At 58.2% G+C, this 21,416-nt stretch carries 16 protein-coding genes, 1 tRNA gene and 2 pseudogenes; 8 read left to right on the top strand and 11 right to left on the bottom strand.

Annotated elements, in window-relative coordinates; all coding sequences use genetic code 11:
- Position 1: 1 nt before the first annotated feature.
- The 5 genes from EYF70_RS27520 to EYF70_RS27500 all read left to right on the top strand — a co-directional run bounded on the left by EYF70_RS27520 (position 2) and on the right by EYF70_RS27500 (position 3,667).
- Positions 2 to 1,414, top strand: coding sequence for a cytochrome b (locus EYF70_RS27520; RefSeq protein ID WP_131148211.1), 1,413 nt, complete (start codon positions 2 to 4; stop codon positions 1,412 to 1,414).
- 27 nt (positions 1,415 to 1,441) lie between these two features.
- On the top strand, positions 1,442 to 2,221 hold the full coding sequence (locus EYF70_RS27515; RefSeq protein WP_131149380.1) for a cytochrome c1: 780 nt from the start codon (positions 1,442 to 1,444) through the stop codon (positions 2,219 to 2,221).
- Positions 2,222 to 2,350: 129 nt separating this feature from the next.
- Positions 2,351 to 2,962 (top strand): glutathione S-transferase N-terminal domain-containing protein, encoded by a 612-nt coding sequence (locus EYF70_RS27510; RefSeq protein WP_090436157.1) that lies wholly within the window; start codon positions 2,351 to 2,353, stop codon positions 2,960 to 2,962.
- A 109-nt stretch (positions 2,963 to 3,071) separates the two neighbouring features.
- A complete protein-coding gene (locus EYF70_RS27505) occupies positions 3,072 to 3,563 on the top strand; it encodes a ClpXP protease specificity-enhancing factor (RefSeq protein ID WP_131148210.1) in 492 nt (163 codons plus the stop codon).
- A gap of 28 nt (positions 3,564 to 3,591) precedes the next feature.
- A tRNA-Thr gene (locus EYF70_RS27500) sits at positions 3,592 to 3,667 on the top strand.
- Positions 3,668 to 4,322: 655 nt separating this feature from the next.
- Here EYF70_RS27500 and EYF70_RS32040 read toward each other — a convergent pair.
- Positions 4,323 to 4,536, bottom strand: a pseudogene (locus EYF70_RS32040) (transposase domain-containing protein); the annotation flags it as partial.
- Here EYF70_RS32040 and EYF70_RS27490 point away from each other — a divergent pair.
- The 3 genes and pseudogenes from EYF70_RS27490 to EYF70_RS27480 all read left to right on the top strand — a co-directional run.
- Positions 4,525 to 4,859: pseudogene (locus EYF70_RS27490) on the top strand (type I restriction enzyme endonuclease domain-containing protein); the annotation flags it as partial. The pseudogenes EYF70_RS32040 and EYF70_RS27490 sit on opposite strands and share 12 nt — an antisense overlap.
- Positions 4,860 to 4,973: 114 nt before the next feature.
- Entirely contained in the window at positions 4,974 to 5,855 is an 882-nt protein-coding gene (locus tag EYF70_RS27485; protein WP_131148209.1) for a hypothetical protein, read from the top strand.
- Positions 5,856 to 5,943: 88 nt separating this feature from the next.
- Entirely contained in the window at positions 5,944 to 6,657 is a 714-nt protein-coding gene (locus tag EYF70_RS27480) for a hypothetical protein (protein WP_131148208.1), read from the top strand.
- 35 nt (positions 6,658 to 6,692) lie between these two features.
- Here EYF70_RS27480 and EYF70_RS27475 read toward each other — a convergent pair whose 3' ends face one another.
- The 10 genes from EYF70_RS27475 to EYF70_RS27425 all read right to left on the bottom strand — a co-directional run bounded on the left by EYF70_RS27475 (position 6,693) and on the right by EYF70_RS27425 (position 20,905).
- Entirely contained in the window at positions 6,693 to 7,388 is a 696-nt protein-coding gene (locus EYF70_RS27475; RefSeq protein ID WP_131148207.1) for a M48 family metallopeptidase, read from the bottom strand.
- Entirely contained in the window at positions 7,385 to 10,672 is a 3,288-nt protein-coding gene (locus EYF70_RS27470) for a type I restriction endonuclease subunit R (RefSeq protein WP_131148206.1), read from the bottom strand. The genes EYF70_RS27475 and EYF70_RS27470 overlap by 4 nt, the downstream gene beginning before the upstream one ends.
- Before the next feature lie 114 nt (positions 10,673 to 10,786).
- A complete protein-coding gene (locus tag EYF70_RS27465; RefSeq protein ID WP_131148205.1) occupies positions 10,787 to 12,448 on the bottom strand; it encodes an ATP-binding protein in 1,662 nt (553 codons plus the stop codon).
- A gap of 2 nt (positions 12,449 to 12,450) precedes the next feature.
- Complete coding sequence (locus EYF70_RS27460; protein ID WP_131148204.1) at positions 12,451 to 13,638, bottom strand: restriction endonuclease subunit S; 1,188 nt, start codon at positions 13,636 to 13,638, stop codon at positions 12,451 to 12,453.
- The gene (locus EYF70_RS27455; protein ID WP_131148203.1) at positions 13,631 to 16,090 is read right to left on the bottom strand and encodes a type I restriction-modification system subunit M; all 2,460 of its coding nucleotides are present in this window, start codon (positions 16,088 to 16,090) and stop codon (positions 13,631 to 13,633) included. Before EYF70_RS27455 ends, EYF70_RS27460 begins: the two co-directional genes overlap by 8 nt.
- Before the next feature lie 99 nt (positions 16,091 to 16,189).
- Positions 16,190 to 16,411, bottom strand: coding sequence for a hypothetical protein (locus EYF70_RS27450; RefSeq protein ID WP_131148202.1), 222 nt, complete (start codon positions 16,409 to 16,411; stop codon positions 16,190 to 16,192).
- A 467-nt stretch (positions 16,412 to 16,878) separates the two neighbouring features.
- A complete protein-coding gene (locus tag EYF70_RS27445; protein ID WP_131148201.1) occupies positions 16,879 to 17,088 on the bottom strand; it encodes a hypothetical protein in 210 nt (69 codons plus the stop codon).
- A 6-nt stretch (positions 17,089 to 17,094) separates the two neighbouring features.
- Positions 17,095 to 18,048 carry a plasmid recombination protein gene (locus EYF70_RS27440; protein ID WP_131148200.1) on the bottom strand — a complete coding sequence of 318 codons (954 nt, stop codon included), beginning with the start codon at positions 18,046 to 18,048 and terminating at the stop codon, positions 17,095 to 17,097.
- A 547-nt stretch (positions 18,049 to 18,595) separates the two neighbouring features.
- The gene (locus EYF70_RS27430; protein ID WP_131148198.1) at positions 18,596 to 19,483 is read right to left on the bottom strand and encodes a hypothetical protein; all 888 of its coding nucleotides are present in this window, start codon (positions 19,481 to 19,483) and stop codon (positions 18,596 to 18,598) included.
- Between the two features lie 114 nt (positions 19,484 to 19,597).
- Positions 19,598 to 20,905 (bottom strand): tyrosine-type recombinase/integrase, encoded by a 1,308-nt coding sequence (locus EYF70_RS27425; RefSeq protein ID WP_131148197.1) that lies wholly within the window; start codon positions 20,903 to 20,905, stop codon positions 19,598 to 19,600.
- Between the last annotated feature and the right edge of the window lie 511 nt (positions 20,906 to 21,416).

Genomic DNA, 21,416 nt, shown 5'->3' with positions numbered 1-21,416 from the left:
CATGGGCGCGTTCAAGGAGACGAAACTACCGGCCGATGCGCCGGCGGCACAGAAGGCACTGGGCTGGGTCGACGACCGCTTCCCCCTGACCAAGCTGTGGAACGATCAGTGGGGCCGCTACTACGCGCCGAAAAACTTCAACTACTGGTACATCTTCGGCTCGCTGGCGATGTTCGTGCTGGTGCTGCAGATCGTGACGGGCATTTTCCTCACGATGCACTACAAGCCCGATGCCAACCTGGCGTTCAACTCGGTCGAATACATCATGCGCGAGGTGCCGTGGGGCTGGCTGGTGCGCTACATGCACTCCACCGGCGCCTCGGCCTTCTTCATCGTCGTCTACCTGCACATGACGCGCGCGTTGCTGTACGGTTCCTACCGCAAGCCGCGCGAGCTGATCTGGCTGTTCGGCTTTGCGATCTTCCTGTGCCTGATGGCCGAGGCCTTCTTCGGCTACCTGCTGCCGTGGGGCCAGATGTCGTACTGGGGCGCCCAGGTCATCGTCAACCTGTTCGGCGCGATTCCGCTGATCGGCCCGGACCTGTCGCTGTGGATCCGCGGCGACTACGTGGTGTCCGACGCCACGCTGAACCGCTTCTTCGCCTTCCACGTGATCGCCATTCCTCTGGTGCTGCTGGGCCTGGTGGCTGCCCACCTGATCGCGCTGCACGAAGTGGGCTCGTCGAACCCGGACGGCATCGAAGTGAAGGAAAACCTGGGGCCGGACGGCCACCCGGTCGACTCGATCCCGTCGCACCCGTACTACACGGTGCACGACCTGTTCGGCGTGTCGGTCTTCCTGCTGATTTTCTCGGCCGTGGTGTTCTTCGCACCGGAAATGGGCGGCTACTTCCTCGAGTACAACAACTTCCTGCCGGGCGACCCGCTGAAGACGCCGCTGCACATTGCGCCGACCTGGTACTTCACGCCGTTCTATTCGGTGCTGCGCGCCATCACCGCCGACTTCATGTGGGTGATGATGGTCGCGGTGGCCGCTTACGTAAGCTTCCTGTGGCTGAAGTCGAAGCTGGCGTTCCACACCAAGGCCGTGATCGCCGTGATTTCCATCGTCGTCATCATCGGCATGCTGCCGCAGGTGCTCGATGCGAAATTCTGGGGTGTCGTGTTCTTCGGCGCTTCGGTGGTAATCCTGGCGTTCCTGCCATGGCTGGATCACTCGCCGGTGAAATCGATCCGCTACCGTCCGACCTGGCACAAGTACCTGTACACACTGCTGGCGATCACGTTCGTTGCGCTCGGCTACCTGGGCACGCAACCGCCTTCAGTGATCAAGACAATCGTGTCGCAGGCGGGAACGCTGTATTACTTCGCGTTCTTCCTGCTGATGCCATGGTGGAGCACGATGGGCACCTTCAAGAAGGTTCCCGATCGCGTCGTCTTCCATGCACATTGAACCGGCCATTGGCAAAGGACACGAATGATGAATTTCACCAAGAAGTTTTTCGCCTCGACCTTCTTCTCGCTGGTGACGCTGCTGCCGGCGCTGGCGATCGGGGCCGAGGGCGGCCACCCGCTGGACCGGGCGCCGGACCGGTCGACGAACATGGCGGCACTGCAGAATGGCGCCAAGCTGTTCGTCAATTACTGCCTGAACTGCCACAATGCGTCGTCGATGCGGTACAACCGGCTGCGCGATATCGGCCTGTCGGAAGACCAGATCCGCAACAACCTGCTGTTTACCGGCGAGAAGGTGGGTGAGCTGATGACCACCGCCATGCCGGCCAAGGATGCCAAGGCCTGGTTCGGCGTGGTGCCGCCCGATCTTTCCGTGATTTCGCGGGCGAAATCCGGCCCGGCAGGGTCCGGCGGCGACTACCTGTACACCTACCTGCGCACCTTCTACAAGGACGATACCCGGCCGACCGGTTTCAATAACCTGGTGATCCCGAACGTGGCGATGCCGCACGTGCTGTGGCAACTGCAGGGAGTCCAGGCGGCGAAATGGGTGGATGAAAAGGATCCGCACGATCCCGCCAAGACGGTCCACAAGTTCGCCGGCTTCCAGCAGCTGACACCCGGCACCATGAGCCAGCTCGAGTTCGACACCGCCGTGGCCGACCTGGTCGGTTACATGGAATGGATGGCGGAACCGGCCGCGCAGACCCGCAAGCGGCTGGGCGTGGCCGTGCTGCTGTTCCTGTCCGTCTTTGCCTTCCTGGCCTGGCGGTTAAATGCCACGTATTGGAAAGAAGTCAAATAAAAATTTGATTTCTGCTTGCCGATTTTGGTAAGGTCTCGTTTTTGCTCCGCGCGCACACCATGCCGCGCGGCCAACTGGGGTGAACCGTTCGCGGTCTCGCCCCCTTTGTTTTCTTAAGGAACTACCAACATGATGGTTCTCTACTCGGGCACCACCTGCCCATTTTCCCAGCGCTGCCGCCTGGTCCTGTTTGAAAAAGGCATGGATTTCGAAGTGCGCGACGTCGACCTGTTCAACAAGCCGGAAGACATTTCGACGATGAACCCGTATGGCCAGGTACCGATCCTCGTCGAACGTGAGTTGATCCTGTATGAATCGAACATCATCAACGAGTATATCGACGAGCGCTTCCCGCACCCGCAGCTGATGCCGGCCGACCCGCTGATGCGCGCGCGTGCCCGCCTGATGCTGTTCAACTTCGAGAAGGAACTGTTCGTCCACGTGCACACGCTGGAAAGCGAGCGCAACAAGACGAACGACAAGAGCCACGACAAGGCCCGCGCCGAGATCCGCGACCGCCTGACCACGCTGGCACCGCTGTTCCTGAAGAACAAGTACATGCTTGGCGACGAGTTCTCGATGCTCGACGTGGCCGTGGCCCCGCTGCTGTGGCGCCTGGATCACTACGGCATCGAACTTTCGAAGACGGCGGCGCCGCTGATGAAGTATGCCGAGCGCATCTTCTCGCGCCCGGCCTACATCGAAGCGCTGACGCCGTCCGAGAAAGTGATGCGCCGGTAACAGGCGGTTTCGCGGCATCCTTCGCGGCCGCGCCGCGCCCGGTGTCGCGCAAGCTCATGCAATACCGGTGCCGGCCAGTCGGCGCGGCACCGGCTTTCCAAGAATAGTCATGGCAGAAATCTCAACCAAGCCCTACATGCTGCGCGCCATCTATGAATGGTGCACGGACAGCGGCTATACGCCTTACCTGGCGGTGAAGGTCGACTCCGCGACCACGGTGCCGATGGAGTACGTGAAGAAGGGTGAAATCGTGCTGAACATCAGCTACGGCGCCACGTCGGGACTGAAGATGGACAACGACAGCATCCGCTTCCACGCCCGCTTCGGCGGCGTGTCGCGCGAGATCTTCATCCCCGTCAATAATGTGATGGCGATCTACGCCAACGAGAACGGCCAGGGCATGGCGTTCGAGCCCGTGCTCGGCCAGTCCGCCACGGCGCCCGCACCCGCGGCGGAACCGCCCGCACCGGCGCTGTCGTCGGTACCGTCGCCGTCTTCCGCGCCCACGCCGGTGCCCGCGAAGCCCGACGACAATGGCCCGGACGACGGCGGCGACGGACCCAAGAAGGGCGGCCGGCCCACCCTGACGCGTATCAAATAGCGTATAATTTCGCTGTTGTTCAGATCACGCCGGCTTAGCTCATTTGGTAGAGCAGTTGATTTGTAATCATCAGGTGGCCAGTTCGAAACCGGCAGCCGGCACCAGTAAAATCAAGCACTTAGCCCAGCCTTTACGGTTGGGCTTTTTGCTATCTGGGCGCCATGTAGGCACTGTGTAGGTTTTTCCTGCGGCCCGCGATTTGCCCATTGCAGGTGGCCGGTACCGGTGCCCCGCAGCCGAGCTAACCCCTGGAGTAATTGGTAGCCAGCTCTTGCATCAACTGCGCCTCTACGGCCAGATGCGCAACCAACTCCCCCAGCCCCATCACTGTTACGTCGATCCACCAGTTGAGCAAGTCGGCTGCGTTAGTCGGCAGACGACCACGCTGCCACTTGACAGGCTACCTGTTTCGGTTAGGATCGCTCAGGCCCGCACCCAACTCGCCACGACTAAACGTAGGGGCAGTTGCATAGCGACGGACCGAGTACAAACCTCGCCGCTCGCATCGGGCCCGCTCCTACTGACCGTGCATATCGCTCGGAGGGTTGTTGTTGGCCGTGTTGGAGATCACCATTGGTGTGCGCGCAGCGCCTACCCTCGATACGGCCATGGAGAACACTGCGCTTTGTTCCGGCAGATCTTGGCATAGGGCTGACGGATACCTGCCAAGTAAGGCATCACCCCATATCACACTCATACATCATCTTCGTAAGCGTCCGGCGACACCACGTTCCGCAGCAGCTCAGTCCTGCGTACAGTTCATAAGGGGAACAGCAAGTCGATCTTGCTGTTCGGGCAAGTCAGTAGTTGGGCCTGTCGGTCAGCCAGCGGGCAGGATCGAGCCCATTGAGCTTGGCCGTGGCAAGCAGGCTTTGGATGGCAGCAGCACGGCGCCCGGCACGTTGCGAGCACCAAAAAGCCAGTTCTTCGTGCCGATCGCGATGGGCCGTATCACGTTTTCGACCGCTCGATTGAAACCGCACAGGTGATGGAAGAGCTGATCGCTATGGCGAAAAGATTCAAGCAGGCAGTCGAGCGCCGAGCTTGACTTGATCTCAACGCCGATGAGGTGGCGTTTTACGACGCGCTGGCTAACAATGAAGAGTCTGTGCGAGAACTAGACGACGAAACGCTGAAAAGATCGCCCATGAACTGGCAACGAGCTTACGCCAAAATGTTAGCGTGGAATGGGCCGTGCGTGATAGCGTACGAGCCAAGCTGCGGCTTCTGGTCCAACGCATTTTGCGTAAGTACACGCCAGTAAAGCAGGCTGAAACCGTGGAAATGGTGATGTAACAGGCGAAATCGCTGTGTGCCAAATGGGCATAAAGCAGCCTTAGTACGCCACCGCCACGCTTGCAAGAGCGCCTAATGCTCGCGGTATTACGGTGGACGTTCCGGAACAAGCGATTGGATAATAAATACAGTTTTCGGAGAATGAATATGAAGGAAATCTCACTAGACGACAGTGGCAAACGTGGCTTTGAAAAGCTGTTCGCACATTGCTCGGAATGGAGCTCTAAACACCAGGCTGAGGTCGGGATAGCAGAAATGGCATTGGGGGTGGCGATCGTCGCATGGGGAGTGCAAGCTGGACACATTCACTTTGGAAACGAGGTGGTAGCGACAGAACTTTCCAACGGTGGATTGATGGGCGCGGCGATTGGCGCAGGTGTTGGGGGAGTTGGTGCGGCTATTCTTGGATCTATTGGCGTTGCGGGAGCCTTCACGTTTGGGATACCAGCAATTGCCCTCGCTACCGGTGGGATGGTAATTCTCGGAGCAGCTGGCTACGGCGCAGGAGATATAGCAGAAAAACTGCTGACGCCGCATCCTGCGTTAACCGATATTTTCGCCGGTGGGACCCTTTTATTCGTCGGTATGGCATTGATTGTAGACGGTGCCCGCCGTGTCGTAAAAGACAAACGAGTCTTGTACCTTGCGTCAAAATTTTCCGACGGGATCATTCAACTGGCGCCGTTAACTGCCAGAATCGTCGCAAGAACTTGGGACGAACTGCTCGACATTAAAATGGAGCTTGCGACGAGCCCTGCTGCAGGATTAACGACTGCAACAACAGCGGCAGCAGGGGCGGCGATAGGCGGGGCCTTGGCAGCTAGCTCGGTTACTGTGTTCGGCTCCCATGCTATTGGCGCTGCAGCACTTTCGCTCGGCCTTGTATCCGCACCCCTCTGGCCATTACTAGCAGGCTGCGCTGCCGGCGCTGCAGTCGGTATAGCAGCGTGGAAAGGCATCAAGCACTACCGTGGCGACAATCAACCTGCAAAATAGTGCTCATGATCAGATAAATCGACTGACTGAAAAAGTCTGCTTTCGATGAGGAAGATGGGAAGCAAGCCGTGCTGTTACGAGGTGAACTATGCAACTTCGCGATGTACTGATTCGGCTGGATTTCGAAGAGGACTGGGCCACTATGACGGACCAGCTCCCTGGGTATTATTTTAACTTCGGTAATCTTAAACTGAGTGCCACGCAAGTTACCAACCTATATTTACAACCCGTTTTTTTTATCTCTGGGATGATCATAACTCCTAGAAGTATTACGGAAATTTCGTCTGATATACCGGTTGAGGTGGAGTCGTTTGAGCAGGGGGTTGCATGGATCGTTTACCTGCTCGGCGAGAAATTTATTCCGTTCAAGACGACATCTTGGGTTGATGATGGTCGTCGATGGTCTGAGCACCTTCCGTGGGAGCGGTCACGTAAAGCGTTCGAAGGTCGACCGCAATGTAGCGTGGAGCGCGATTGGTTCCGGGTAGCAGCGAAGAAGATTCGGAATCACGCATCGGCTGCGGGCGCGTCCGATATGATTATTTTTCGTTTCGACGGGGAGGTTTTATCAATTGAAATGCCCGGCACGCATTTGGCGATGCCTGCCCAAGGAAAAGCATGGGATAGCGAATATTCTCTGGCTGCAACGAGAATGTCGGCACTGGCAAAAAGAATAATGGGCACCACAGTGTATTTGGGCGTTTGGAAGGGACAGCTGCAAATCGACAGATGTTGCTACCCCATTCTGCCGCGTGCGGACGACGCGGATGCAGGATCAACAGCGAAAGCCGATCCGCCTTAAAAAGTGGGTATCGAATGCTGTTACAGTAACTATGTTCACAATCCTTCCACTGAAGTCCCATTCCTACTCAGCCAGTCTTTCCGCAGCTCGTAGTCTGGTAGCACGCGCTCAATGCGGCGCCAGAACTCGGGGGTGTGATGGGGCTCGTGCAAGTGCACCATCTCATGCACTACCACGTATTCGGCGATTCGCGCGGGGAGTAGGATGGTCTTCCAATGGAAGTACAGCAAGTTGCCCTTGCCGCACGATCCCCAACGATAGCCCAGATCTTGAACCTTCACGCCGACAGGCGTGACCTCCATGCGCGCGGCGTAGTCCGCTACCTTGGCGGACAGCCAACGCGTGGCGTTGCCGCAGTACCAGCGGATCATGTGCTCACGACCTACGTCAGCCAACGCCTTGGGCATCACGAAGCGGCCACCAACTAGCTTTACCGGCACTATCGATTCGTCAACCAGGCGCAACCGATAGCTGCGACCGAGATAGAGGAAACCTTCGCCTTCGACGAACTCTTTATTGGGCGACTCACGGCTATAGGTTTCTTGCCGTGCCAGTTGTTGATAGATCCACATGCGCTTACGCTGAACGAAGTCGCGCAAGACCGCTTCTGTCGCCGTTGACGGTGCTGAGAGAATCAGATCCCCACTGCGGTCGACTGTAATCTCCAAAGACCGCCGAGCGGCGCTGCGCCGGATTTCGAAGTGCAAATCATCGACGGTGAGGATGTTCATGACGTCATGAGCCTCTCGTGGTTCGCACGTGCCAGCTCCATCAATTTATCGACCAAGGCTTCGATCTGCGGTGTCGGCAACAGACGCGAACGCATCAGCAACTCGAAGATGCGCGTGTTCAGCCCATCCTGCGCTGGCTGTCGATTGGGGCGCCAGAAATTCGGCGTCAATTCCGCCGTGATCGTGTCCACAACTTCTACCGTCAAATCCACCAGTTTCGTGCGTTCGACATTCGTCATCGGCGCATCGCCAACAGCAGTGTCAACCACCAGCCGAAGGAAGGGGCCGTAGTGTTCGGGCAGTTCTGGCAAGCGATCGTCATGGTCCACGGCCCCACTGCGAATCTCGTCAACCAAGACTTTAAGTGCCTGCGCCAGTTGGTCCCAATGGTCGCCCAGCTTGTCGAACAGATCGGCCAAGCGTTCACTCAATTTGCGGAAGGCGACCGGGTCCTGATCCATGTGCTCGCGAATGTGCGCGCGTATCGCGTGCTCCATTTCGGATGCCTTGGCGCGGTCACTCGGCTCGCGCATTACTTTCATGGCGAAGTCGGCGTCGGTGAGCGAGATGGGTGCAATCTTAGGGTCTACGCCCAAAGAGATGACATGTTCGTCAATCAGCTTGCGAACTTTGGCGCCTACATCCTTGCCCAGCACCGGCGTATCGCGGTAGCGGTTGCGCGCGCTCGCGTAAATGAAGGCCAGCAGCTTCGCGTCCGGCGCGAAAGGCAAGCCTTCTGGCCGTGGCAGCACCACGTCGAGCGTACTCAGGAACTGTTTGAGCTTGACAGTAAATTCGGCACGCAGACGCTCATTGCCGAGTACTTCAACGCAGGACTCAAAATCAGTGAGGCTCTCAATACCTCTGCTGCGGAACAGATCGACCACGCGCAAGTGGCGGTCACGCAGAACCGGAATCTCGTCTTTCAGGCTCTGCAAAGCCCCTTCAACGTCTTCGTCGGCGTAGACGTTGAGGGCCTGTTTGAGATGATGCGCAAGGCCAAAGTAGTCGACCACGATGCCGAACTGTTTGCCGTAGCCGGTTCGATTTACGCGCGCGATGGTTTGCAGCAGTTCGGCCTCGCGGATCGGGCGGTCCAGATACATCACCCCCTCGATTGGTGCGTCGAAGCCGGTCAGCAGCATCGATTTGACAATCAGGAATGCCAGCGGATCGGTCTTGGTCGCGTCCTTGTGCAACAGTGGCTTTTTGAAGCGCTTGATGCGCAGCTCCTGGGCTGCGCCATCAGTCCATTGCTTCCACACCGGAGCATCGTTATTGCCACCGGAGATGATCGGCGCGAACTCAAGCGTGCGCAGTGTGTCGCGATAACGCCATGCTTGCACTTGCGCCTGCAGGGCTGGCGGTCGACGGCACAGGGCTTCGTCATCCATCACCTTGTCGTCAACGCTCAAGGCTTCGGCTTCGGCCAGCAGCGCGTCGCGTGCCATAGAAAACGCATCGACATAGCGCACTACCGCCAACCGGCTGTACGCCACTACTTGAGCTTTAAATCCGTTGGGCAGAATGTGCGTCACGTAATGGCGCAGCATGTCACGCGCCTTATCGGCGATAAGTGCGGGCGCCTCGAAAATCTGACCTTTGGTTGCGTACTTCTGGCGAATCGCTTCGAGTTCCTCCGGCGTGTGCTCGCGGAACAGGTCTTCAAACAATTCGTCCAGATTGGCGCCGTCCTTGACCGCACCAACGGCCGTGCGGCCCTCGTAAAGTATGGGGACGATGGCACCGTCATCTTCAGCCTCACGAATCGTATAGCGGTCGATGAACTCGCCAAAAATTTCATGCGTGCGCTTCTTGTCGCCCATCAAAATCGGCGTGCCGGTAAAGCCAATGCGCGCGCAGTTAGGCAAGCCGGCTTGCAGTGCTGCCTGCAAGTCACCGCTCTGGCCACGGTGCGCCTCGTCTACCAAAATCAGGATGCTGTCGTCTTCGTTGAGCACCTCGGGCGGTGCCGACTCGCGCACCGCATACCGAGGCAGATCCTCCGGCGTGAGGCCAGGTTCTCCGTTCGCGTCGCCAGCGCGCTGTTTTTGGATCATGCCGAACAATAGGCCCGGTCCCCTGCGACGCAACATCGCCTGCAGCTTGTCAGCAGAACTGGCACGTTCCACCGACTCGCCTGTTAAAGCGGCGGTCAGGGTAAGCTGCTGCTCCAGATCGGTGCGGTCAGTCACCACCACCACTTTGAAACGGCGAAGCAGGGGATCGGTACGCAGCTTGCGAATCAAAAACACCATAGTCAGGCTCTTGCCCGAGCCCTGCGTATGCCAAACGATACCGCCGCGCCGGTCATGTTCGCCGTCCTCAAGCCGTGTCTTGCCGGTGCGCAGGCGTTCTATCGCGCGCGTGACGGCGCGATACTGCTGATAGCGGCAAACGGTCTTGATGGTATGGCCGTCGATATTCATGAAGAGCGTAAAGTGGCGCAGCACGTCGAGCAGCGTGCCCGGTTCAAACATCCCGGCAACCAGGCGCTCCTGCTCGGACAGATGGGCTTTGCCGAGCTTCGTGCACACGTCTTCCTCGGTCATCGGCGCCACCGTCTTCCAGGCAGCGTAGTGTCGGAATTCTGCGCCGATGCAACCAACCCTGGCCGTGTTGAAACAGGTTGCCACCAGCAACTGGTTCGTGTGGAACAGCGCCTCATTGCCCTCGTTGTCATCGACTTCGCCACTGGCCCGGCGCGCGTTGCTATAGCGGCGCAACTGGTCCACGGCTTCGGCGAGCGGCTCGGGCACCGCTGGGCTCTTGCACTCGACCACGACTAGCGGAATGCCGTTCACCAGCAGCACCAGGTCAGGCACGATGAAGGCCTTGCCCCGGTTGAATCCAGGCGGGCAGTCCACGCGGTACTGATTGATGACAGTAAATTCGTTGCGTTCCGGGTGATCCCAGTCGATATAGTGGATGGTTTGGGCCCGGCCACCGTCCCAGCCTGGCAAGCCATCGACCGTGATACCGCCGTGCAGCAGTTCGGTAGCGGTGCGGTTCGCCTCCATCAAGCGGTGCGAGGGGATGCGCGTGATAGCGCTCATGGCTTGTATAAGACGCTCATCGTCCAGCCACGGTTGTTCGACCCCGGCTATTTCACGCAGATTAAGCGCGTAGAGCTGGCGGCGCAGCATGGCCTCTTGCACCACCTCGGCAAAGGTGGCGCGCCCGGTGGTGGCAGGCCGATCTATATCACCGACGACATAGCGCCACCCCATGGCAGTCAGTTGCTCAACAAACGGGCGTTCGACTTCGTCCAATTCCCAGTCCATAACTCTCCTAAGCGTTTGCTAAGCCATTGATTTTATTGAGGAGGATGAAAACTGCGACATCCCAAGCATCCATTTCCATCCGATTCCATCCATTTACATCCGTTTAGGATGGGCTTACCCCTTTGGGCCCAGTCGATAGGCGGCGGTTCGCCCCGCCCCTTCCAGCAGCAGTAATTCGGTCGACTTCATTCGCTTGAGCAGATCTTTCGCCTGCCCGTCGGAAAGCCGGCAAAGTTCTATCACTTCGGCACGTCGAATTGCGCCATGTTCGCGCACGTAGTTCAGCACCAGCTGCTCATGCTGAAGATTGCTGAAGCCAAGTTGCCTGATGTAGGCGGCCTTGCCACCCTCTGCCTGATAGACACTGGCAGCGAGCGTGTAAGTGCGCCCGCGCGTGGCGCCGTGGGCCTGTGCGAGGCCAGCCTCGACCAATGCCTCCAGTGTGCGCTTGGCTTGCGCCGGCTCGCGCTGAATGTGAATAGCAAGTTCGTCGGTGGTAAGGCGTTTCAGGCCGCGCAGCGCAGCCAAGGCGATCAGACTGTCGATCGGCAATGCGCTGCCGAGCCGGCCTTCTTCTTCGACCACGCTTTTCAGAAATGCCTCGTCCGCGTCCGTCGTCGCCAATCGTAGAACGACGCTGCTTGCATCGGTACGCCGGTAGTCAGGCTCGGGCCGTCCAAAGCGCAACATGCCGCGATAGATTTTATCGACACCACGCCCCGAGCGCTCCACCACGCCGATGCGCTTCATCGCATCGGCCAAAGCGCGGTTGCGCGGACGCGGCTCGGTGGTCAGCAAATTCGCCAACGTCACGCCTTCCATCAGCCCACCGGGGTTGCTGATCGTCAGTCCATCATCGTCCATCCGCACATGTACGGCACCCAAGCGGTGATAGTCGCGATGCACCAGTGCGTTGGCTACAGCTTCGCGAAAGGCGCCTAGATCCACCTTGGGAACAGGCACGCGGAACAGGCCAACCTGTATCTCGCGTTCGGGGTTGTAGGGACGGAAATTCGTCTCCAGCCAGTCGAGCGCCTTGAGCAACGGAAAGCGGCGGAATTCGTTGAAGCCGACCGCCTCGCGCGCGAGCACCTGGAACGCGAACTCGTGCGTGGGCACCAGCTCGCGCAAGGCCAGCTCCTTACCAACCAGCAGCAGGCCGGTGAGCGTGGGGGCACGGGTGCCGTCGCTCTGGCGCGCCGTCAGGCCAAGCGCGCCGTCGAGCGCCTCGTCGTCGAGTTCCAGTAGGACGCGGTCGCCGCCAAATTGCTGCACGCACTGGCGCAGCCGCTCGCGCTCAAGCGGGTCAAGGTCGCTCAGTTGGGCGCCGGCCACCGCCTGTGCCGAGGCGTCCACCAAGCCGAAAGTTGTGGCGCGGCTGGCGCGGTCGTGCGGCAGCATCGCCACGCATTCGGGCTGGCCGTCGGCCTTCAGGCGCCGACGGAGGTACACGCCGCCGGTGGTCGCCACTTCGCCGTGTGCCTTGGGTACCTTGATGCATGCCACATTTACAGCGCTCAGTACGACGGGCACGACCGTGACCGCTAACGATGGCGATGTACGAGCAGCCACTAGACCGGCCAAGCCGGCCACCTGCAAGCGATCAGTGTGTAGCCCGGTCGGCGTGCCGTCGTCTTCCACCCCCAGCCAGAGCTCGCCACCATCGGCATTGGCCAGACAGATCACTGCCTCGACCAGATCCTTGTCGGACAGGCATTTGCGGTCACTCTTGAACTCGACGGTAAGCGATTCGCGCTGGGGCAGAATAGGGGGCATGGCTACGAGCCTGCTGTTTCAAGTATCGGCGCAATGCGGACCCGACCGGTCAGGAGGTCATCCATCAAACCAGATTTGGTTTTTTTTAACTTGCTCAAGGTACTTGCTTCGCTATCGATCACAGAACTGGACTCATCTAGGATCCGTACAATCTCGCGTTGCTCTGTCATCGAAATAGGAACAGCAATTGCCAATTTTCGAAATGTCGACTGTTGAATACCTTCCACTGTCGAACCGCTGCCCATCCGGAAGAGGCGACGACGGAACGGCTCACCAAGCAATAAATATTTAAGAAACGTATTGATAGTACTTTGACCGCTCTGAAGAATAATCATGCGCTGTGCAAATGCGAGTCGCTCATCGCTCTCGATTTGGGCGACATTACCGAGCGGGGCCTCCATCGTAAAAAGCACGTCCCCTTGTTGTGGGATTCCCCTTGTCATCCATTCATCATAGGTTCTCTCGCTGATGAACTCCTGGGGTTCAGTATCGACATACCCCAACCGAACATTTTTCGCCGTGATCAAAGGAATTCCTGAGGCACACTTCACAGGCGTCTTACCACGATAGTCAATAATGCGATCTACGAATTCTTCGATTTGACCAGAACGCCAGTCATTTGGAATCCAACCCAGCGGCGAGTTCTTGTAAAGATGCGGCGTCTGGCTCTGAGGCGGGCGTAGTTCTCCGTTGGCATCGATGCCACGGGTCAGCAGGTCATGCAACAGCCCCTGCTTGACCTGCTTGAGCTTCTCGATGATCGCTTCGGTCTGCCGAATGGTGGTCTCCAGTGCATCGAGGACCATTGCAATTTTGCGCCGTTCGTTGCCAGGTGGTCCAAATACTTGCAATGTGTAAACGTCATTCCTATTTAATCCAGGTACACCTGTTGACGAACCGAGCCGACTTAACGGCAAGTATGATAGTAACCAGTAAAGCCAGCGCTGATCGTCAGACTCGCATTTGACCCAATAAGTCGTATCAATCGGCCAGAATGATTCATCCGTCCAGCAGACTTTGCCTGCACTGCCTTTTCGGCCGACGATAATGCCAGGGCCTTCAATAAGTACACTATCATGTCGACCAACTTCTCCGTTTGATCCGAACACTGGATATCCATGCCCAGTCCGAATTTCGGATGGCAAGGGTTCGCCGTATTCAAGTGAAAGCAAATCACCCAAATCAGACATAACCTAGCCCTCCAAGGTATGCGCTCAGCGTAGTCGAGGCGATATTGCGTTCTTGCTCCAATGCGGCCAGCGTCACTCGATACTTGTCCCACCAGTTTTCAAACTCGGAAACAACTAGCAGCCGATGCGCGGCTATGCAACGCTCCAGGATAGACACCATGTCATTGCTCAAGATGGTCAGCAGCAGGTCAGCCGCGCTGGAATCATCGAGCCCATCGACAGCCGAATTAAGCCGCACCGTAAAGCCCTGCTCCTGCGCCTTGATCTCTTTCTTCAATGCGCCCAGTTGCGTCTTCCACGCCTTCCCCTGTGCCTCGTCCACAACAGGCTCGTCATCAGCAACCTCGGCTTCGTCGCCGTCTTCACCCGCACCTTTGCTTAGTGCTATGGCCTTGATCTGGCTGTCCAACTCGACCTTGCGAGCATCCAGCGCGGCTTGCGCATCGACGAAATCGGCCATCAGGAACTTGACCAGCTTGTGTTCGAGCGGTTTGTCCTTGCTTTGCTCGTCGTCCATGGCCGCCAGTATGCTGGTGCGCCATGCGTCGACAACACCCTTGGGGCCGCGCGCCATCAGAGTCATAAACTCGTACTTAGCATCGTCCCAAAAACCGGCCACGATGCCGCGCACCTGGAACCGTCCAAGCACGCCAGCGGGCTCCATGGCCTCGGTGAAGCTGTATAACAGGTCGTTGCGTAGGCCAACCAAGCTGGCGGCGCCTGCAATTGAGGTGATACGCGGGCTATGTTCACGCCACCATGCGGCGAAGGCGGCGCGCACCGCCTGTTCGCGCTGGAGCAGGCCGGGGTTGGTTTCGATGGCAGGCTTAATGGACTGGCGTGTCGTGAGCTGCGGCGCGAAATCGAAGTAGTTTGCGTCTCGCTCCACCAGAAGCGCCAGCGGGTCGAGGCCGTGCGCGGCTAGCATGTCGGCCTTGGCCGCCACCTCGGCCTTGGGCACACCGCCCAGCAGGTGCGCACGCACGTCGTGCTGCTCCGGCGCAGGTGCGTTGTCGGCGTAGCGGCGGATGTTGAGGTTGTAGTCGTTCTCGCGCAGCGTGGCCGTGCTGATGATGGCGGAGAAACCAGGTTCGGCCTTGAAATTTTCGAACGTGTTGACGATCTTTTCGATGTGTTCCGGCAGCAGGTAGTTCTGCGCGCGGCCCTCGAAATATTCGCGGTCGGCGTTGATGAATAACACTTGGCCACGACGCTCGCCCACCTTGCCGCTGGCATTGCCCTGGCGCTGGCGCAGCACCAGCACGCAGGCGGGAATGCCTGTGCCGTAGAATAGGTTGGCTGGCAAGCCGATCACCGCTTCGACCAGATCGGCCTCGATCATGGCGCCACGGATGGCGCGCTCTTCGCCGCCACGGAACAGCACACCGTGCGGCATCACGGTGGCAAGCTGGCCGCCGTCGCGCAGCACGGCCACCATGTGCTGCAGGAACATCAGGTCGGCCTTCTTACTTCCCAGGGACACCTCGCCGTAGCGGAAGCGCTCGGCGCGGAACTTGGGGGTCCATACGGACTGGCCGGCGCGGTCAGTGTCGGCACTGCCCCAGTTGATCGAGAAAGGCGGATTCGACAGCACGCGGTCAAAGCGCATCAACTCGCCCCCTTCCACGTGCTGCGGTTCGGCCAAGGTGTCCTCGTTTCGCAAGTCGGCGCTGCTGATGCCATGCAAGAGCATGTTCATCTTGGCGATGGACCAGACGGTGCCGTTCGCCTCCTGGCCGCACAAGTCAGCGCGGGTGCCATCGCCGCCATGTTCGTCGATGTACTCTTTGGCCATGATCAGCATACCGCCCGAGCCCACGCACGGGTCGTAGATGCTGTGATGTTGCTCTGGCTTGACTAGGCGTACCATCATGCGCACGACTGAGCGTGGCGTGTAAAACTCGCCACCCTTTTTGCCGGCCGAGTCTGCGAACTCGCCGATCAGGTATTCATAGGCCGCGCCTAGTAGATCGGGGAACTCGAAATCTTCGTTACGCAGGCGATAGATGCCGAAGTGGCTGATGAGCTGTCGCAGCTTGATGTCGGGGATTTTGCTCTGGCCGACTTTGCGTGAAAAGTCGATATGTTCCAGCACCTCGGCCAAGCTGGAGTTGTTGCTCTCAAGTCCCCCGAGTGCACGATTGAGGAAACCACCCACGTCAACGTGGGCCTCGTTAACCAAATAATCCCATCGCGATGTTGGGGGCACATAAAACGACTGCCCGTACCAGCGTTTGAGGTTGGCACTTTCCTGTGCTTCGGATTCGGATTTACCGCTTGCCCGTTCCTGAGCCAGGACCTGCTCGCGGCGCTGATCAAACACGTCCGAGCAACGTTTGAGGAACAGCATTCCGAAGATGTATTCTTTGAATTCTGAAGCATCCATCTTGCCGCGCAAGATGTCAGCGGCCTTGAATAAGTGGCGTTCTAGTTGCGGCAGTGTGATTGGCATTCTGAGGCTGGAGATGAGGAGTGATGCGGCGAACAGCAGATCATCCGCGCGAACCAGAGTATCGTTTACGCCAAAGCAACTGTCAAACTGGCTTCACGCTTACTGTCGTTCAGGGGCGGCCTCGCGCTTACGGCGCCACACGGTTGCAGTAAATGGTTTGCAAGCTCGCTCCCAGGTCGCCACGACTAAAGATAGGGCGTTCTGTGTAGTGCTGGATTGGGCACCAACCCCGCCGACCCCATCGGGCTTGCCTTCTTCCCACCCGGTCAACAGCCATGTCTTTTGCTGGCCGTGCTCGTCCAGCGGCAGGATCGCCGTCATTGGCCCCTTGCTGGTGCGCCCGTGGTCTTTTCTCTGAAGGTTTTGGAGAGCGCTTGCTGGATGCGAAGTTACACCGGGAAAAGCACGCCGCGGGGTGTAACCGAGAATGTAACCGACGCAGGCGAACATCACCTTCTGCACTAGCCGGGAGGCTTACTAACCGGCGAGCGAAAGTCAAATGTGGTAACGAGGCCAACGAAAGCGACTTCTTCTGTCGTGTCGCTTCATCCGACAGACAGCCGAGCTGGCCGACAGTCACCCAAGACTTACAGTCCTCCGAGCTGCACGTAACGTCGTCGCCGCGACCACTCGTCGTTCTGCTCGAACATCAGTACGCCGATCAGGCAGATGATGGCGCGCTCGTTCGGGACGATTCAGCTCCTGGGTCCCCGAATCTGCCGCGCCGATTACATCATGATGTAATTTGTATGCTGGCCGCGATACTGCTTCGCTCCCCTCATCTGGTATTACTGCATGACGTAATACGGGGCATCCATGTCCAGTTCTTGCAATTGCGCAATCAAATCAGCCATTGCCGGATATGCCGCCTCATGCGGCATATCCGCAACCATCGAATTCCAGTGATGACAAAATGCGCTGGACTCTCCTGCGCCCGGCAGGTCGGCTTTGCCATCGCAACGTTGCTGCGCTGCCAGTTCCATGTCCAGTTCAGCCATCGCTGGCTATGCCACTTCGTCCAGCATATCCGCAACCGGCATGGGGGCAACGTCTATACAGAGCATAGATGTTGTCGAATTTTGGCGGCCAGTATCGGCGCTGCTTGAGACAACATCTATACACATCGACTCCGCAACATCTATAGACTTGAACGCTCGCGTCTTTCGCTCTGGTTTGCACGGTGCCGTCATGATGGCCGCGAAGCTTTTTGCCTTGCGCTTTGCCAGTACCGGCAGCTTCAGGCCCAGCAAGGGAATCAGAATCTCATGGTGCTGACCCAACACAGCAATCAGCGTATCGCACACGGCAGGTTCGTTTAAAAGCTCCGGGTGCGATTTCAATGCTTCCAGCACCGCATGCCCAGCCGCGTCGCTGGTCGGCTTGCCGAGCCGCCTTGCGCGTGGCTGGTGCACCAACCCGAAGCGTTGGCCAACCTGCTGCTGGAAGTCGGCCAGCATCTTCTTGATTTTTTTGGGACCGCCAGCAAGTGCGCCACCCTGCAGCCGACCGGCGACCAAGGGCAGCAGCAGGACGTGGCAATGCGGTGCGGCTTCATCCATGTGGACAACGGCGCTGATGATGGGGACTTTGAAAAAGTGGCCTGCCCATGCAACGGCGGCGATGAAATACTCGCGATGCCCGACCGCGCTGTGAGTCGGAAGACTGAAGACCAGTTCCAGCGCCATGACGGCATCGCGACGCAGTTTCTTGACGCCGGCGTGGCCGAGCAGAGCCTGCGCCTGCTCGGCCACGCCGGCGGCAGTAGTAGGGCCCCGCAACATGTAGTTTAGGGCCGTTCGCGCAGGGTTGATTCCACTGGCTGCGCTTGCACCCAATTCAGCCTGTAACTCCCGCAGGTTGTGCATGGCCGCCACCTTGATGATGTTTTTTGGCGACGTGACACCACGCACGGTACGAGTGTTCAAACTCTTGAGCCGCAAAAACAGTGAATCAGTCATACGAATCCTCTACATGCTGCGTAAGCCAACGCCAACGCCAACGCCAGCATCAGCGGCAGGTCGGCCATTGGCGGTGTCAGTAAGCGCAGTGCGGCAGCGTGCAGGCAGTGGATTATGGCCGGTGCCGAACGCTTGGGAGTTTTTGCCGTTTCGAAGAGGTCCGGTTCTGCTTGGTGGCGACTGGCCTTTTCCTTTATTGGCTTAGGTTGTAGGCGCGCCATTACGCACCGCCGTTCAAGATGTTGGCGACAGCGGCAACAGGCCAGAGTAGTAATTTCCCGCGCTTGATTGGACGGATGCCGAAGCATTCGCCGGTAAGGCAGTGGTTCTTGAGGACGGTCTGGGTTGCTCGGCACATAGCGTGCGCGAACTCAGCCGTTGTTATGTGGTCGCGGCCATTGGCGACTGTTGCCAAGGCTGGCGGCAGTTGAATTGTCTGCATCATCTTTCCCTTTCATGGAATTGATGGGCAGATTCTCCTATCCTATATTGCCGCGCTGAGCCTCACGGGAAACTAGGATGCAACCGGGAATTTCCCGGGAATTTTTCAAGGAATAAGCCCCTCCTTGCGCAATTCGATCAGATGATTCTGAACGGTTTTGAGCTGTGGCTCAACATCATCTTTATCTAGTTTTAAATACCTTAAAACCTGGCGTGCGCCAGGACGCGGTCCGTGTGTCATCTCGATATTGTTCCAACTTTCGATGATGCGTCGTCGGCACCCGCGTTCTCGAGAAATATCCAGAGCTTTTCTACGTTCAACGGGCGACATTTTCGCACTCGCTTCCGGCAAGGGAGAATCTTCAGTTGTCGTTTTAATGAATGGCCGGAGCCAGCTCTTCTTCAATTCATCAAGCTGCGCCCGGAGTAAGAGCAGACGTTCATCTTGCAGCGCAGCTTCGCTCGGGACACCTTTATGATCCATGGCCGTCCATTTGGCAATCTCCTGCTCTATCTCATCAATCTTGCAACCAAGCTCCCGCCAGTATTGTCGCTCGCTTTCCTTGGCCGGATCATTCTTGCTATCGGACTGAAAGGCCAGTTTTTCCCTATTCTCCGGTGCCAACTCGTCCCACTGGAAAGGATAAAAACTGGACTTGACGCGCTCCTGCAATTCCGTCGGGAGCGCCAATAGCGGCATGTCGAAATAGTGTGCCAGTTCCAGGCGAAGTGATTTCCATGGCTCGGAAGTGGGTATCAAAGATGAGGTAGGCTCGTTAAATGCTTGGCCGTTCTCAACCGTTCGCCAGACGATACGCTCAGCTTCGGCAATAAGTGCCGCCCCCGAATTGTCTTGCTGGTGGAGTGCCCGAAGTTTCGCTGTCACGAAGCCGGCCGCATAGTCATCCATCTCCCACTTTGCTGAAACGTCAGACGACTCCCATGCCAGGCGCCTTGCGACATCCCGAAGTATCATCACGATTTCTTGATCCATTGCCACCCCTTCAGGTGTCGGTCTTCATGAATTGGGGCACCAGTCAGGCCGGTGAAGGAGCCGGTTTTTCGTCCGCTAAAACTAGACTGGCGCTATAAATCGTGACGGATGCGGTCAGCCGGACGTTACCACTCGCAATCCTGCTGGCGCTGGTACGAAGTCCACGCCAGCCTGTTCCAGCATCCATCCCTCGATTTTGATATGCCACTTGCGCAGCAGGTCCAGCGGGCGTCGAATGTAATTCTGTTCGCGCACGCCCTGCGGTGCATGCCCCTGAATTTGGGCCGCGATTCCGGCCGGCGTCTCGGTCCACTCGCTCAGCGTCGCGAAACTGCGGCGCAGGCCATGCAATGTCAAGTGCGGCAACCCGGCAACGGCCACCGCCTCATTGTGAGCAATGCGCGGCTCGGCCAAACGTCCAGACTTCACAGCCGGGCTACTGAACACCCATTCATTTCGGCGCGGCAGCGCGGACAGTATTTGCGCGACATACGGCGTGAGCGGGACCATACGGAAATCTTCCATCTTGTCGCTCAGCCTCATACTGCACCACTGAAAATCGACATCGTCCCAGCGCAAACTGGCTAGTTCTTCGCGGCGTGCGCCGACAATCAGCAGAGTTTGCAGATAGGCAGCGATGACTGGATTTCCAATTTGTTTGACGGCCCCGAACCAGGCGGCCAGTTGCTCGCGCTGTAATAGGTCGTGCTTCATTTTCGGCTTGCCCAGTATCTCCCGGACCTTGGTGCTCTTCGCTGCGTTCGTGGTCACGATAACGGAATAGCTTGGGTGTAGCGTGCACCAGTTGAGGCAAGCTTTTAGCAGGCGCATGGCCAGCCGGCCGCTGGACGGTCGCGCCAAAGCCTCTGCCTTGGCCCAAGCTTCCACATGCACGGCCGTCAGGTCGATCAGGCGTACATTGGCCAGCGTCGCCAGCGGGCCCGGCTCGGTAAGCTTTGGGCTACGCTTACGCTTCTCGCCACCAGCTTGAATTATTTTCCTGTGCGCCGCTATCTGGTGCTTTCCCCAATGCGGGGTGCGCTCCGCGACGTAAACCGGCCAGACAGCACCAAGGGTCACGGAGTCGCGCACCGCAGCAGCAGCGGCTTCCACCTTAGTCGCCTCTTGGGCCGCTTGCCGGGCTGCTCGCACTTGGCGCGGGTCAATGCCTTGGTCGGTCAATGCTTTGTAGCGCGTAGCTTCAGCCTGGGCTTTACCTACCGTCCAAGTACGAGTGTCGCCAATGGTGACTCGGAGAGTCTTCCCGTTCAGGCGAGTTTCGAAGATGTAAGACCGGGAGGCGCTGGCGGTGACACGCAAGCCGAGACCGGGCGTTTTGGCATCCCAGAATATGCTCTGCTGTTTGCCAGCTTCGCACTCGAAACTGCCCACCCTGGCCGCTGTGAAATTGACCTTCGCCATTTGCTGCCGCCTTCCGTGTAGGCACCATGTAGGCAAAGTCTAGCAAAATAAGGGAAGTCATAGGAATCAATATTTGGCATAAAAGCATCTGGATTTTGTCGAATCCCCTATGAGGAGGCGGTTTTCTGGCAGCCAAATCAATACATCGAAAAACAAAATTCCAACGATTTGTAATCATCAGGTGGCCAGTTCGAAACCGGCAGCCGGCACCAGGCATCAGGCTTGACATCGAGGGGCACATGCAAATTTGCATGTGCCCTTTTTTGTTTTCACGGCCTCCCGGATAGGTTGTCGGAAACCCGTGATTCTGGCCGCGGCGGCATACCTTGAAGCCCGACAGGAGATCACAAGAACCTTTGCCTCCTGTGATGCCGGTTCGCCCCGCCTGCCATGCCGCGGCCTCGCACCGGACTGCGCTATGCTCAGGTTTCATGTCGGAACCGGCAACACTTTGCGAAGTGGCAGACCAGCATTGCCGCCACAGACTGTGGCATTCGCACCCTCGGCACGC

Origin of the sequence: Pseudoduganella albidiflava, from assembly GCF_004322755.1 — a bacterium.
Classification (GTDB): domain Bacteria; phylum Pseudomonadota; class Gammaproteobacteria; order Burkholderiales; family Burkholderiaceae_D; genus Rugamonas; species Rugamonas albidiflava.
Note: the sequence above shows the minus strand (reverse complement) of the source record. Positions and strands in the feature narration are given on the sequence as shown.

Coding starts and splice junctions, on each gene's coding strand:
- EYF70_RS27445 (WP_131148201.1), bottom strand. CDS start 17,088: ATGGCTGAACTGGACATGGAACTGGCAGCGCAGCAACGTTGCGATGGC.
- EYF70_RS27465 (WP_131148205.1), bottom strand. CDS start 12,448: ATGCCCCCTATTCTGCCCCAGCGCGAATCGCTTACCGTCGAGTTCAAG.
- EYF70_RS27470 (WP_131148206.1), bottom strand. CDS start 10,672: ATGGACTGGGAATTGGACGAAGTCGAACGCCCGTTTGTTGAGCAACTG.
- EYF70_RS27520 (WP_131148211.1), top strand. CDS start 2: ATGGGCGCGTTCAAGGAGACGAAACTACCGGCCGATGCGCCGGCGGCA.
- EYF70_RS27430 (WP_131148198.1), bottom strand. CDS start 19,483: ATGGATCAAGAAATCGTGATGATACTTCGGGATGTCGCAAGGCGCCTG.
- EYF70_RS27515 (WP_131149380.1), top strand. CDS start 1,442: ATGAATTTCACCAAGAAGTTTTTCGCCTCGACCTTCTTCTCGCTGGTG.
- EYF70_RS27450 (WP_131148202.1), bottom strand. CDS start 16,411: ATGACGGCGATCCTGCCGCTGGACGAGCACGGCCAGCAAAAGACATGG.
- EYF70_RS27475 (WP_131148207.1), bottom strand. CDS start 7,388: ATGAACATCCTCACCGTCGATGATTTGCACTTCGAAATCCGGCGCAGC.
- EYF70_RS27455 (WP_131148203.1), bottom strand. CDS start 16,090: ATGCCAATCACACTGCCGCAACTAGAACGCCACTTATTCAAGGCCGCT.
- EYF70_RS27425 (WP_131148197.1), bottom strand. CDS start 20,905: ATGGCGAAGGTCAATTTCACAGCGGCCAGGGTGGGCAGTTTCGAGTGC.
- EYF70_RS27510 (WP_090436157.1), top strand. CDS start 2,351: ATGATGGTTCTCTACTCGGGCACCACCTGCCCATTTTCCCAGCGCTGC.
- EYF70_RS27505 (WP_131148210.1), top strand. CDS start 3,072: ATGGCAGAAATCTCAACCAAGCCCTACATGCTGCGCGCCATCTATGAA.
- EYF70_RS27440 (WP_131148200.1), bottom strand. CDS start 18,048: ATGACTGATTCACTGTTTTTGCGGCTCAAGAGTTTGAACACTCGTACC.
- EYF70_RS27460 (WP_131148204.1), bottom strand. CDS start 13,638: ATGTCTGATTTGGGTGATTTGCTTTCACTTGAATACGGCGAACCCTTG.
- EYF70_RS27480 (WP_131148208.1), top strand. CDS start 5,944: ATGCAACTTCGCGATGTACTGATTCGGCTGGATTTCGAAGAGGACTGG.